Source organism: Paenibacillus sp. FSL H8-0175 (assembly GCF_045040615.1).
In the GTDB taxonomy this organism is placed as follows: Bacteria; Bacillota; Bacilli; order Paenibacillales; family Paenibacillaceae; genus Paenibacillus_AQ; species Paenibacillus_AQ odorifer.
The window spans coordinates 3,979,473-3,993,830 of the sequence record NZ_CP150299.1 but is presented as its reverse complement, the minus strand read 5'-3'; the positions used below and the strand labels follow the sequence as shown (position 1 = coordinate 3,993,830).

12 protein-coding genes are annotated in these 14,358 nt (G+C 44.7%); all 12 read left to right on the top strand.

Annotation, left to right across the window (positions count from 1 at the left end; all coding sequences use genetic code 11):
* Positions 1 to 29 precede the first annotated feature (29 nt).
* On the top strand, positions 30 to 2,015 hold the full coding sequence (gene mutL, locus MHH46_RS17790; RefSeq protein ID WP_076190183.1) for a DNA mismatch repair endonuclease MutL: 1,986 nt from the start codon (positions 30 to 32) through the stop codon (positions 2,013 to 2,015).
* A gap of 11 nt (positions 2,016 to 2,026) precedes the next feature.
* Entirely contained in the window at positions 2,027 to 2,839 is an 813-nt protein-coding gene (locus MHH46_RS17785; protein WP_305953964.1) for a class I SAM-dependent methyltransferase, read from the top strand.
* Positions 2,829 to 3,809, top strand: a complete 981-nt coding sequence (gene miaA, locus MHH46_RS17780) for a tRNA (adenosine(37)-N6)-dimethylallyltransferase MiaA (RefSeq protein ID WP_175619957.1) — start codon at positions 2,829 to 2,831, stop codon at positions 3,807 to 3,809. Before MHH46_RS17785 ends, miaA begins: the two co-directional genes overlap by 11 nt.
* 19 nt (positions 3,810 to 3,828) lie before the next feature.
* Complete coding sequence (gene hfq, locus MHH46_RS17775) at positions 3,829 to 4,068, top strand: RNA chaperone Hfq (protein ID WP_036687741.1); 240 nt, start codon at positions 3,829 to 3,831, stop codon at positions 4,066 to 4,068.
* Between the two features lie 139 nt (positions 4,069 to 4,207).
* Entirely contained in the window at positions 4,208 to 6,766 is a 2,559-nt protein-coding gene (locus MHH46_RS17770) for a transglycosylase domain-containing protein (RefSeq protein ID WP_076190184.1), read from the top strand.
* A gap of 186 nt (positions 6,767 to 6,952) precedes the next feature.
* Entirely contained in the window at positions 6,953 to 7,507 is a 555-nt protein-coding gene (locus tag MHH46_RS17765) for a DUF402 domain-containing protein (RefSeq protein ID WP_076190185.1), read from the top strand.
* Positions 7,508 to 7,509: 2 nt separating this feature from the next.
* A complete protein-coding gene (locus tag MHH46_RS17760; protein ID WP_076128385.1) occupies positions 7,510 to 8,166 on the top strand; it encodes a YdcF family protein in 657 nt (218 codons plus the stop codon).
* 317 nt (positions 8,167 to 8,483) lie between these two features.
* Entirely contained in the window at positions 8,484 to 9,458 is a 975-nt protein-coding gene (locus MHH46_RS17755; protein ID WP_076098759.1) for an AAA family ATPase, read from the top strand.
* Positions 9,459 to 9,712: 254 nt separating this feature from the next.
* Positions 9,713 to 11,002 (top strand): GTPase HflX, encoded by a 1,290-nt coding sequence (gene hflX / locus MHH46_RS17750; protein ID WP_076128387.1) that lies wholly within the window; start codon positions 9,713 to 9,715, stop codon positions 11,000 to 11,002.
* Positions 11,003 to 11,135: 133 nt separating this feature from the next.
* Positions 11,136 to 12,410, top strand: coding sequence for a methionine gamma-lyase family protein (locus MHH46_RS17745; RefSeq protein WP_036687732.1), 1,275 nt, complete (start codon positions 11,136 to 11,138; stop codon positions 12,408 to 12,410).
* 62 nt (positions 12,411 to 12,472) lie between these two features.
* The gene (locus tag MHH46_RS17740; protein WP_019910684.1) at positions 12,473 to 12,883 is read left to right on the top strand and encodes a MerR family transcriptional regulator; all 411 of its coding nucleotides are present in this window, start codon (positions 12,473 to 12,475) and stop codon (positions 12,881 to 12,883) included.
* A 33-nt stretch (positions 12,884 to 12,916) separates the two neighbouring features.
* Positions 12,917 to 14,245 (top strand): type I glutamate--ammonia ligase, encoded by a 1,329-nt coding sequence (glnA, locus tag MHH46_RS17735; RefSeq protein ID WP_036687730.1) that lies wholly within the window; start codon positions 12,917 to 12,919, stop codon positions 14,243 to 14,245.
* Positions 14,246 to 14,358 lie beyond the last annotated feature (113 nt).

Below are 14,358 nucleotides of genomic sequence, written 5' to 3'. Positions count from 1 at the left end.
ATTGATTGCCTAAATAAGAGGTGAATGAAATGGCCAAAATTCATATATTGGACGAGCATATTGCCAACCAGATAGCTGCGGGTGAAGTAGTAGAGCGGCCAGCTTCTGTTGTAAAGGAGCTTGTCGAGAATGCAATTGACGCTGGCAGTACAAGAATTGAGGTATCGGTAGAAGAGGGGGGCTTGCAGAGCATCCGCGTTAAAGATAATGGCTCCGGGATTGATCCTGAAGATTGCGAGACCGCCTTTTACCGTCATGCTACAAGTAAAATTCTGAATGGCCGCGATCTATTTCAAATCACAAGCTTAGGCTTCCGCGGAGAGGCACTTCCCAGTATTGCCGCGGTCTCCAAGGTATCGCTTCTAACTGCAACTGCCGATGACGGCAAAGGGCGGCTAGTAGACATTGAGGGTGGCAATCTCATGCGAAATGAGGACGCTCCATCCGGCCGGGGAAGTGATCTTGCCGTTCGTGAATTGTTTTTTAATACGCCGGCAAGGCTGAAATATATGAAGAGTATTCAGACGGAGCTGGGACATATCTCAGATGCCATGTACCGCATGGCGCTGGCTCATCCGGGGATCTCTTTTACCTTGCATCATAATGGCAATCAGCTGCTGCATACGCTCGGAAATGGTGATCTGCTGCAGGTCATCGCAGCTGTTTACGGAACCAATGCCGCCAAAGCAATGCTGCCGATTACGGCAGAAGACTTGGATTACCGGATTTCCGGATATATTAGTCGTCCAGAATGGACACGTTCCAATCGAAATGCAATCACTACTATTGTCGGTGGACGTTATATTCGCAGTAATGGACTGAACGCAGCCATCATGCGTGCTTATCACACCTTGCTTCCGATTAACCGTTATCCGTTATTAGTTCTTGAACTGGATATGCACCCCTCTTTGGTAGATGTCAATGTACATCCAGCAAAACTCGAGGTTAGATTCAGTAAAGAGAATGAGCTTTACACCTTTGTTGAGCAGGAGATCCGCAAAATACTGCTGGGGCAAAGTCTGATTCCACGTCCAAGCAAGGAAACAATCGGACCCAAGGGCAGCAGCTCCTTTATCCAGGAGCAATTTGCTTTTTCCAAAGGAGCTGTTCCGCCGTCATCTTCGAATGGTGATGAGAAGGATACAGCCCCTACGGGATCTGCCAGCTTCTTAAGTGGACTACAGTCATCGAACCTTGACCGTAATTCCCGTGATTTTAGCAAGGAAGGTCAGGCAGATCATCAGGTGGCTCGCGAGGTAGCTCCAGCTTACGGGTCAGGCTATCCGTCTTCATCTTCGCAGGGGCGCCAAACTAATGCGAATACTAGTTATTCCAATAGCTATCGCCCGCAAGAAACGTCAATGGCGCAGAAGCAGCTCCCTTCGGTTGAGAAGCTATGGGCTCCACCACAACAAGAAGAGCCTGGACTTCCAGCCTTTCCTGAGCTTAATTATATAGGCCAGCATCATGGGACCTATATCATAGCCCAGAATGATGGAGGACTCTATTTAATCGATCAGCATGCGGCACATGAACGTATTAATTACGAATACTTCTATGAGAAATTTGGTCGGCCGGAGGATGCCTCACAGGAGCTGTTACTGCCGATTACACTGGAGTTCACGCCTTCTGAAAGTCGTCAGCTTAGTGAACGTCTACATTGGTTTCAGCAGGCCGGGGTATACCTTGAGCACTTTGGCGGACAGACCTTTCTTGTTCGTTCTTTGCCCTATTGGTTTCCTGAAGGGGATGAGAAGGCGGTCGTTGAAGAAATGGCGGAGTGGGTCTTAAGCGAGCGTATGATTGATCTTGCGAAGCTACGAGAAAAGTCATCGATTCTGTGTTCATGTAAAGCCTCGATTAAGGCCAACCATAAACTAACAGAACAGGAAGTGGAGGCTCTGTTGTCCCGACTGGCAGAGTGCAAACAACCGTATACTTGCCCACATGGACGGCCGATTGTGATCTCTTTTTCATCCTATGATTTAGAGAAATTGTTCAAGCGGGTTATGTAATTATACATTTTTTGAAATTTGTTAAGAGCAAGACTGGAGGCACCATGATTATAACTACGGGGTATAGCCCGATAATGGAAATAGTAGAACGCGCGCAAAGCCTTGCGGAGAGAACGGGTTGTAGTTATGCTCCACGTGAGAAGCTCTCCATTACAAGGATGGTTGAACATTACGGAGATGAGGATATTCTGATTCTATCTCAGGACGCTGTTCGACTACACCGCTTAGGAATGGAGCCTATGGAGTTTCATCCGAGCATGGGCTTCGTTCGCGCTAAACGAATTCTAAAGGGTGAGATCGAGCCGATGCTTGTTGCGGCTCGAATGCTTCCCGGAGATAGCGTATTGGATTGTACAGCTGGATTAGGAGCTGACTCCTTACTGTTTGCTGTACATGGTGGTGAGTCCTCAGAGGTTACCGCTTTGGAGAGCTCATTACCGCTGTACGCACTGCTCAGTGAAGGGATGTCTCATTACACCTCTGGGCAAGTAAAGGTCAATGAGGCTTTACGCAGAGTTAATGTCGTGCATAGTGAACATTTGGATTATTTACGGTCTCAACCAGATCGAAGTGTGGATATTGTTTACTTTGATCCTATGTTTCGCGTGCCTCTGACGGGTTCTGCCTCGATTTCCCCGCTGCGGCAATTCGCTAACCGTGCAGCCTTATCGACAGAGAGTGTAGCCGAAGCGGTTAGGGTCGCCCGTAAGACTGTTCTTTTAAAAGAAAAGGCTTTGAGTGGCGAATTTGAACGTCTAGGGTTTACTGAGCTGCTCCGAAGCAACTCCAAAACATCGTACGGGGTGATACACATTGACAACTAAAGAAAGGCATAAGGTTCTAGTGCTGTTAGGACCAACTGCCGTAGGCAAAACCCGGTTAAGTCTGGAGCTGGCAGCGGCTTATAACGCTGAGATTATTTCCGGCGATTCGATGCAGGTTTATCGTGGTATGGATATTGGTACAGCTAAGATTACACCCGCCGAAATGAACGGCATTCCCCATCACCTGATCGATATTCATGATCCGCAGGATGCGTATTCTGCCGCTGAATTTCAAGAGCAGGGCACTAGACTCATCGAGGAGATAAGCGCTAGAGGGAAGCTTCCCTTTATCGTAGGGGGGACTGGACTGTATATTGAGTCTTTATGTTACGGCTTTCAGTTCTCGGAAGCAGTGGCTGATGAAGCTTTCCGTAAAGAGCAGGATCAATTTGCGGAAGAACATGGAGCGCTTGCACTGCATGCCAGACTCGAGGCGGTTGATCCAGTCAGCGCAGCCAAACTTCATCCTAACGACCGTCGCAGAATTATCCGTGCACTGGAAATTCAACACCAGACAAACACTACACTTTCCGCTTCTCATGCTGCTCAAAAGAAGGAATCTCCCTATGACTTATGTCTCATAGGTTTGACAATGGACCGGAAAATACTATATAAACGTATTGAGGACCGAATTGATAGCATGCTGGCGGATGGTCTCGTTGCTGAGGTGAAGGGACTGCTGGATAACGGTTACAGCAGAAGCCTTGTGTCCATGCAGGGATTGGGTTACAAGGAAATTGCCGCTTACCTGGCGGGAGAGCTGACGCTGGAAGAAGCTGTGATACTGCTTAAACGCGATACTCGCCGATTCGCCAAAAGACAGTTGTCATGGTTTCGCCACATGAAGGAAATCGAGTGGATCGATGTCGAAGGTGAACAAAACTTTTCTGAGAATTTCTCAAAAATACGTGGTATAATAGCAGGAAAGTTTCTCTCAGGTCTTGAATATACTTCTGAACAATCTAATTGAACCATTGGGGGTACGTCATATGAACAAGTCCATTAACATCCAAGATACATTCTTGAACCAACTACGCAAAGAAAATATCCCTGCTACGGTATATCTGACCAACGGTTTTCAAATCCGGGGAATAATTAAAGCATTCGACAATTTTACAATCGTCATTGACAGTGATGGACGCCAGCAAATGGTGTATAAACACGCAATTTCCACGTTCACACCACAACGTAGTGTATCACTGATGCAAGACAGCAGTAGTGAAGAATAACATTTATCAAAAATGAATTGAAACCTTTCTTGTTTATAAATCGTTTGAATAGAGTGTGAGAGAGCAACCTGTGAAGGTTGTTCTTTTCATTCATGGCAGACCATTTATGTTTATTTCCGAAAGGGAGTCAGGAGGCATTATGTCTAGAGACGATACATCCAGGACGAATCACAATAGAGATAGAGGATCGTCCAGTTCCAAATCAAAACCAAAATCAAAACCAAAAAAGAAAAAGAAATTTTTGACGAAGAAGCGTGTGCTGTGGAGCTTGTTCTTCGCTACGGCATTGGCCATTTTCTGTGCATTAGGTGGATATCTGTTCATTATGCTAAATGGTCAAAAGCTTCTGCTTGAGAACCAGGATAAGCTAACAGTGAATGAAACGACTAAGGTATATGACCGCAATGCTAATTTAATCGGCGAATTATCACTGGAGAAAAGTGATCCAGTAGAGTATGAAGAAATTCCACCGTTATTGGTTAACGCTTTTGTAGCCACAGAGGATAAACGTTTCTTCGAACATTCTGGTGTGGATTTATGGTCGATTGGCCGGGCAGCAGTAAAGGATATAGCCGCACGAAGTATGGTAGAGGGCGGTAGTACCATTACTCAACAGCTCGCCAAAAACATCTTCCTGACACGGGACAAGACGTTTTTCCGTAAAGCAACTGAGGTGTCGATTGCCGTAGCCCTGGAGAATCAGAAATCTAAAGAAGAGATTATTACCATGTATCTGAACCGGATTAACTTCGGGGGTACAATTTACGGAATTAAAGCAGCATCAGTAAGATATTTTGGTAAAAGTGATTTGAGTCAGCTTAAGGTTTGGGAAATCGCGACATTGGCGGCCATGCCAAAAGGCCCGTCTCGTTACAACCCGCTGCGTAACCCTGATCTTTCGAAGGAACGCCGGGCAGTAGTGCTTCAGCTTATGTATGAGCAAGGGTACATTACGGAGCAGGAAAGAGACGAAGCAAAAGCCGTAGATTATAACTATAAGCCGCCAGAAAAGAAACAGCGTTATCAAGCATTTATTGATTTTGCAGTAGATGAGGCGGAAGAAAAATTTGGATTGTCAGAAGATGATCTGAATATCGGCGGATACAAAATTTACACTACCATGGATAAGCATGCTCAAGAAACGGTTGAAGATGCTTTTGCAGATAGTGATAATTTTGAAAAGAGTGTAGATGAAGAGCTGGTACAAGGCTCAATGACGATTGTGAATCAGGAGAATGGCAGCATTGTCGCACTCCTTGGCGGACGGAATTATGAGAAAAAAGGCTACAGTCGTGTAACTGGCAGCCGTCGTTCTCCAGGTTCTGCTTTCAAACCAATTGTCTCTTATGCTCCAGCGCTGGAAACTGGGAAATTCACCATGAATTCAACGCTAAGCAACGAGAAGCAATGTTTCGCGAACTATTGTCCAACCAACCTGCACGGATATTCTAAGAGCATCAACATGAGTGATGCCATTCAGAAATCAGAGAATATTCCGGCTGTTTGGCTGCTCAATGAAATTGGTGTGAATACCGGATTTAAATTTGCCAAGAAACTAGGCATTGGATTGGAAGATGAGGATAAGAACCTATCGCTGGCTCTTGGAGGCATGAGCAAAGGGACCAATACGCTGGAAATGGCGCAAGCCTACAGCGCTTTTGCAAATGGCGGCGAACTAAGAGAGGCTTATTCCATTAAATCCATCTCTGATAGCAGTGGTGAGACGGTCTACAAAGCGAATACAACGCCTGAGCGAGTGATGAGTAAGGAAACAGCTTATCAAATGACTGAGATGATGCAGAAGGTCGTGGAGAGCGGTACGGGTAGAAAAGCTAGGATTGACCGTCCTGTTGCCGGTAAGACCGGTACGACGCAAAGTGGATATTCTGGAATCAGCTCGAACCGTGATGTATGGTTTGTAGGCTATACGCCAGAATGGACTGCAGCAGTCTGGATGGGTTACGACAAGCCAAGTAAAAAGCATCTGCTTAAGAACAGCAGTCCGCTTGCCGCTGCTTTCTGGGGTAAGGTCATGGAGGAAGCACTGAAGGATGTTCCTAAGAAATCCTTCCCGCAGCTCGATAACGAGATTGCTCCTGAGCCTACTGAAACACCAGAAACAGCTCAGACCGTTACTGGACTATCAGCAGCATATGATCCTTCTACGATGACTGTAAATCTCAATTGGGAGGCAGTTCCTGTTGCCGGCGTTGAGTATCGTATTTATCGTAGAGAGACATCGGAAGCTGAATTTGGCTCACTGTTAAATACAGTGACTACCAGCGCAGGCGATTTTAGTGCACTGCCTGGTTTGGTTTACGAGTATTATGTAACTTCTTATGACCCTGCGCTAAAAGTGGAGAGCGAGCCCTCCAATGTGGTTAGTGTATCCGTGCAGGATGAAATGCCGACCCCTGAACCCACCATAGATCCTAATCTTCCGACCCCGACCCCAGAGGACGGTGGCAACAACGGAGAGAATGGAAATGGTGGCAATAACGGAGGCGGCAATGAGGGAGGCGGAAATGACGGCGGTACTACAATCCCTGAAATCACCCCGCCACCGCCAACACCAATGCCGACCCCAACTCCAGAACCCACTATCGGTGGAGAGGGTTCCGGCGATGAGAGTGGGAATGTATCCACAAACCCTGATCCAGAGACAGGTTTTGTGAACGGGGATTCTTCCACTCAATAAAACGAATTTGAATTTCGAACAATAGCTTTATCCATGGCAGTCCAGCTTTGCTTTATTTATAGAGCGAAGCTGGACTGCCGTTTTTATTAGGTTTAGAAGAAAAATTTCTTGTATTTTGCGGGATATTTTGAGTGTATCCTCTAAATGTGTTAAGCTGAATAGACCATACTGGAGAGGGTAATTTCTATGAAACGTAAATTCGGAGACCGGGCCAACTGGCGCCGGATTACGCGTCGCCATTTTGCCTGCCGCTATGTGGAGAGCCGGGAATTCAGCGGATATATTACGCTTTATACCATCTACGGGCTGAAAGAACCACTGTGGAAGAGCTATGGACGACATACATATCGTATTGCAGATAAAGGTTATTCCTGGCTGCAATATTTTCCGAAAGATAGTCACTATATTGTGACGGCTATGTTCGACGAAAAACAAAATATTGTTCAATGGTACATAGACACCTGTAAAGTGCAAGGCGTTACTGACCAAGGTGTGCCTTGGTTTGACGATTTGTATCTGGACGTGGTAGTACTTTGGAACGGCGAGGTGTTTTTGCTCGATGAGGATGAACTGGAGGAAGCACTGGAGAGGCAAGACATCTCAGAAAACGATTATAAGCTAGCCTGGGAGACTGCCCATACTATTTTACGTGGCATCGATGCTCATGCTTTCCCTTATTTCTCACTCTCTTTGAAACATCGTGCCGAATTATTTCATCATGGAGAATTCAGGAGGAAATAAAGATGGAATGGTACGTTTATGGAAGAGACTCTTCCCCGATTCGGATTGTTCGCAAAAAACGCCGAATTTGGTCTAAACGAACGTTGCTTATTGCTTTAATGGTTATTGTTGTAGTTGGTTTGTTGTGGTGTGCGTACGCATTGAGGAATATCAATAAAGCTGCAACGACAGATCCTATGCTCAAAGCCGATACAGGGATCATTCTTGGCATGTCGATGTGGGGAGATGAACCTAGCCCGGGATTGAAGGAACGATTGGATTACGGGCTTAAGCTTTACCAAGAGGGGATGTTCCCGCATTTCATAGTTTCTGGAGGTTTGGATAAACCTGATCTTAAATATACCGAAGGTCAAGGCATGCGCAATTATTTAGTAGCTCATGGAGTTCCGGATAGCGCCATTTCTGTTGAAAATAAAGCTACCAGCACTTACGAGAATCTTCTGTATAGCAAAGCAATTATGACAAGTGAGGGATTATCCTCAGCAATTATTATTACGCATACATATCATGGATGGCGTTCACACGAAATCGCGGACGAGCTCGGTTATGTGAATTCTGAACTAGGGCTTACTGAATCCACTGTTCTGTCGATGACAAGGCATAAGTCGCGTGAAATTCTAGCCTATACGAAATGGAAAATCCAGCAGTTGTTCCTGTAATTGTTCCCAAATATCAGAATCTTCTAATAATGCTTCCTATTCCGGAAGAGACTTGATTAGAAAAGCCAGCCCCCAAATGGACTAAACTCTAAATGGGGGCTATTTGTTATTTGTAGATCAAAAATAATGGGGTTGTGAAATGATAAAAAAATAAATGTCTGCTTATGACTTTTATGCATTTCGGTCATTCTATCCTCGTGTACCATCGTAGAAGATGCGAGAGATAGCAGGGAATCCAATGTCGAAACCCCATTCTTTAAAACAAGTGCATGATGTCATTCAGTTATTGCATATAATGCTCTAACGAGGTGATTACAATGGGTGAAGAAAATTTAAGAAAGATAACCATTAATGATTCCAGAATGAATATAACTTTCAAAAATCAAGACCCAACAAATATTACGAATGAAACATTGGAGAGCGCGCTGGCTCAAAATAATCATTTAGAATCTACAAAAGAAATCCTGCAAGAGCTTCATGAGCTTATCGGTCTTGAAAAGGTGAAGGATCTCATATATGAAATTCATGCGCTTATCCAAGTGGAAAAAATGAGACAAGAACTGGGGTTAAATGTAGTTAATCAGGTTTATCATATGTTGTTTAAAGGCAACCCCGGGACTGGAAAGACAACTGTAGCAAGAATCGTTGCCAAGCTGTTAAAGAATATGGGCATATTAAGTAAAGGTCAATTAATCGAAGTAGAGAGAGCGGATTTAGTGGGGGAATACATAGGGCATACAGCTCAAAAGACCAGAGACCTTGTTAAGAAGGCTATGGGTGGCGTATTATTCATTGACGAGGCTTATAGCTTGGCTAGAGGCGGAGATAAGGATTTTGGAAAAGAGGCAATCGACTGTCTTGTAAAGGTTATGGAGGACAGGAATGATGATCTCATCATTATCTTAGCGGGTTATCCAAATGAAATGGAGATGTTCATGGAGGCTAATACCGGGCTTCCCTCACGATTTCCAATTCAACTCGATTTTCAGGACTACACAACAGATGAACTGATATTGATTGCACATAAAATGGCTGCTGAAAGAGACTATATAATTACTCCAGAAACAAACGGGAAACTAAAAGAGTTAATCCTTAATGAGAAAATTATTGAAGAAAACTTTAGTAATGCCCGGTATGTACGCAATATCCTCGAACAGGCAATCCGCCATCAAGCGGTTAGATTAATAAGCAGGCATGTCAAAATATCTAAACAATCTTTGATGGAGATCTTACCGAGAGACCTTGTTCTTCCGGTCGATGATTATTCAAAAGGGGAGAGTATAATTTCTTAAATAAATTGACACCAGCTAAGTTTATACGTGCTTAGTCGGTTTATCTTTTATAAAAGATTGAAGATTATCATAATGAAAATGCGGACAGAATGGTGAGCCGTTCCATTATCAGCCTATATTACCAATGAAACTTATGATAAAATGTTTTGAAGCGCTGTGAATGAACAGGTTCAGCTGTATAACATCAGCAAGAAGTGAAAAACTGATTAAATGGTACACAAAGATTCTATTACCGTCATAAGGAGCATGAATAAATGGCAATAACTACGCATGATACAGAAACGGATATTCAAGATCGGGCGATATTGGTCACTCTCGTCACAGATAAAATTAAACGTACCGGTATTGACCCAGAGCTTTCTCTGCAGGAATTAGTACAATTAGCAGAAACAGCAGGTGTTGAAGTCCTGGATGTGTTGCGTCAGAATAAGGAAACACCGGATTCAAAATGGTTTATCGGGAAAGGTAAAGTAGAAGAGCTTCGCATGGCCGCTGATGGTCTTGGAGCTAATACGGCTATTTTTGATCAGGAATTATCTGGAGCGCAGGTACGGAACCTTGAAGAGTCTCTGGATCTGAAAATTATTGATCGGACGCAGCTCATTTTGGATATTTTTGCTGGGCGGGCCAAAACACGAGAGGGTATTATTCAAGTAGAGCTGGCACAGCTGTCCTATCTTTTGCCGCGGTTATCCGGTCAAGGCAAAAACTTATCCAGATTAGGCGGGGGTATAGGAACCAGAGGGCCAGGTGAAAGTAAGCTTGAGACCGATCGCCGTCATATTCGCGGTCGGATTACGGAGTTGAAACGCCAGTTGGATGAGGTAGTTAAAACCCGTGAATTGCACCGTGAACGCCGCCGTAAGGCAGGGGCAGTGCAGGTTGCTCTAGTCGGCTACACGAATGCTGGTAAATCGACGCTGCTTAAGCAGCTTACGGATGCGGATGTTTATATTGAGAATCAATTGTTTGCTACGCTTGACCCTACTTCACGTGTGCTTCAACTAACGGGTGGCAAAGAGGTAGTGCTTACGGATACTGTAGGCTTCATTCAGAATCTTCCGCATGATCTTGTAGCATCTTTCCGCGCAACGCTGGAGGAAGTCAATGAGGCCAATCTGGTGTTGCATGTAGTGGATGCCTCATCTCCAATGCGTGAGGAGCAGATGGAGATTGTGCAAACTATTTTGCAGGACTTAGGGGCAGCTAGCAAACCGCAAATAGTACTTTTTAATAAAATCGATCTATGTGAGCCTGAGCAACTGGAAATGCTGCCAACAGGCACAGGGTTTTTGAAAATCAGTGCGTTTAACCCGGAGGATTTAACCCGGATTATTGAAATTATCTCTGATGAGTTGGCTGGAGATACGCTGAATTTTCGCATTCCTGGAGACCGAGGCGATATTTCTTCCCTGCTTTACAGAGTAGGTGAGGTTCTGGAAACCACCTATGATGAGAACGATGTTATCTATAACGTCCGTCTTAATAAAGAGGATTATGATAAATGGGGTTACATGCTTGCTGATTTTGTGGACCAGCCGTAATCTTCTTTGTTCCCCTAAAGTGGAAATGCTTGTTGTATAGGTATAAAATAATAGCTAATGACAGAAAGCGTCAGGCAACTGTCGCTTTCTGTCATTATGATGGCAAGTAAATGTAAGGAGCGAATAAGAACTAATGGCAGTTTTTGCAGAAGATATTTTAGGAGCGGCAGAGTCCGCAGAAGTTGAAATCGAAGGTGCAGTCAAAGCTCTTGATCGAATTGTCGATAAGAATCAATGGAAGGTTATTGAAGCGTTTCAACGTCATCAGGTCAGTGATTATCATTTTGCGGGTTCAACGGGGTATGCTTACAACGACCGTGGACGCGAAGTGCTGGATCTTGTCTATGCTGACGTTTTTGGTGCGGAATCAGCTTTGGTGCGCCCGCATTTTGCTTCAGGAACACATACCATTTCAACAGCCCTCTTTGGTGTGCTGCGACCAGGAGACGAGCTTTTATACATCACAGGTCGTCCGTACGATACCTTACACAAGGTGATTGGCCAAGCAGGAGATGGGACAGGCTCACTCGCAGACTTCGGAATTACATATCGGGAAGTTGCCCTTACAGCAGAGGGTAAGATTGATTGGGAAGAGGTAACTCTCTCTATCAATGAGAAAACTAAAGTAATTGGAATCCAAAGATCGCGTGGTTATGATTGGCGTGCTTCCTTCACAGTAGCCGAAATAGGTGACATGACAGCGAGAGTGAAGTCATTGAAACCGGATGTTATTGTGTTCGTTGATAATTGCTATGGTGAGTTTACTGAAGAGCTTGAGCCTCCACAGGTTGGTGTGGATCTAGTAGCGGGTTCATTAATTAAAAATCCTGGTGGTGGAATTGCTGAGACGGGTGGATACATCTGTGGGCGCAGAGATCTAGTAGAGCTTACAGCGTACCGTCTTACAGCTCCTGGTATCGGTGGCGAGGTAGGCGCAATGTTAGGAACTACCCGCGGGTTATACCAAGGCCTATTCATGGCTCCGCATACAGTTGGACAAGCCCTTAAAGGCAGTATTTTTGCGGCAGCTGTATTTCAGCGCTGCGGGTTTGAGACGAAACCAGCGTGGAATGAACCTCGTACAGATTTGATTCAGGCGGTTTCCTTTGATGGACCGGATCACTTGATTGCCTTCGTGCAGGGAATTCAACGTGCTGCGGCGGTAGACAGCCATGTAGTTCCAGAACCATGGGATATGCCGGGATATGAACATCCTGTCATCATGGCGGCAGGTACGTTTATACAAGGTGGTAGCTTAGAGTTATCGGCAGATGCGCCTATCCGTGCGCCTTATATTGGCTATATGCAAGGGGGATTAACCTACTCCCATGTCAAATATGGCGTTTTGATGGCACTCCAAAGTATGCGTGATCGAAAATTACTGTCAGAAAATCTTACACACCATTGACACGCTGTATTAGGAAATGTACAATGAGATCAGAAAAAGATCATTGGAAGGTTGGATGAGTCATGGGTGATGAAATCCGCAGAAATATGGCATTATTTCCTATTGGAATTGTAATGAAGTTAACTGATTTATCTGCAAGACAAATTCGTTATTATGAACAGCATAGTCTAATCGTACCTGCACGTACCTCTGGGAATCAACGTTTGTTCTCTTTTAATGATGTTGAGCGCCTATTAGAAATTAAGGCCTTGATTGAAAAGGGTGTTAACATTGCTGGCATCAAGCAAGTAATGAACCCAGTCTCGAAGGAATCCGAAGAAGCTACTGTGATTACCCCTGACACAGAGGTTAGACGTAGAGAGCTATCAGATTCGCAGCTTCACCGTTTGCTGAAGCAAGAACTAGTTTCCGGTAAAAGACCGGGACAGGTATCGCTTATTCAAGGTGAGTTATCCCGGTTTTTTAATAAATAATAATATACAGAGTTTTGAAAGGGAGAGGATCACGTGAGCTTTTCTAAAGAGGATATTTTACGCATTGCCAAGGAAGAGAATGTTCGTTTCATTCGTCTGCAATTTACAGATCTGTTAGGTACTATCAAGAATGTAGAGATTCCGGTTAGCCAATTGGAAAAAGCACTCGACAACAAAATGATGTTTGATGGTTCCTCCATCGAAGGTTATGTACGGATTGAAGAATCCGATATGTATCTCTTCCCAGACCTTGATACTTGGGTAATCTTCCCTTGGGTGACTGATAGCCGTGTTGCACGTCTGATTTGTGACGTGTATATGCCGGATGGTACTCCATTTGCTGGAGACCCACGTGGTATCCTGAAGCGTTGTCTGAAGGAAGCCGAAGAAATGGGCTTTACAGCGATGAATGTTGGACCTGAACCTGAATTCTTCTTGTTCAAAACAGACGAAAGAGGTAACCCAACTACAGAATTGAATGACCAAGGTGGTTATTTCGACTTAGCTCCTACAGACTTAGGGGAAAACTGCCGTCGTGAAATCGTATTGACCCTTGAAGAAATGGGCTTTGAAATCGAAGCTTCCCACCATGAAGTGGCTTCCGGCCAGCATGAAATTGATTTCAAATATGCAGACGCGATCACTTCTGCTGACCAAATTCAAACCTTTAAGCTCGTTGTGAAGACGGTTGCCCGTCAACATGGCTTGCATGCAACTTTTATGCCTAAACCATTGTTTGGTATTAACGGATCTGGTATGCACGCTCACCAATCCTTGTTTAATGGCAAAGAAAACATGTTCTACGATGAAAGTGACAAGCTAGGTCTGAGCAAAACTGCACGTTATTATATGGCTGGTATTTTGAAGCATGCTCGTGCTTTTGCAGCGATTACTAACCCAACAGTGAACTCTTACAAACGCCTTGTTCCTGGTTATGAAGCACCTTGTTACGTAGCTTGGTCTGCAAGTAACCGTAGCCCGATGATTCGTATCCCAGCTTCGAGAGGGCTTAGCACACGTGTTGAAGTTCGTAACCCGGACCCGGCAGCTAACCCATACCTCGCACTTGCTGTTATGTTGAAAGCAGGGCTAGACGGAATTAAGCGTAAGCTTGATCTTCCAGCTCCAATTGACCGTAACATCTATGTGATGTCTGAGGAAGAGCGTATTGAAGAAGGCATCCCAAGCTTGCCATCCGATTTGAAAGAAGCGCTAAGCGAAATGATCCGCAGCCATGTAATTACCGAAGCTCTCGGCGAACATGCGCTGGCTCACTTCTACGAACTGAAAGAAATCGAATGGGATATCTACCGGACACAAGTTCATGAGTGGGAAAGAAACCAATACATGACACTTTACTAGTTACATCAACCCTTGGCGCTCTAAGCGTTGAGGGTTTTTTTCTGTGGGGGTAAGGATAGGAGATATTGCACAGGTATATGAACGCCCCCGTAATGCCCCCAAAAAATGTAGTG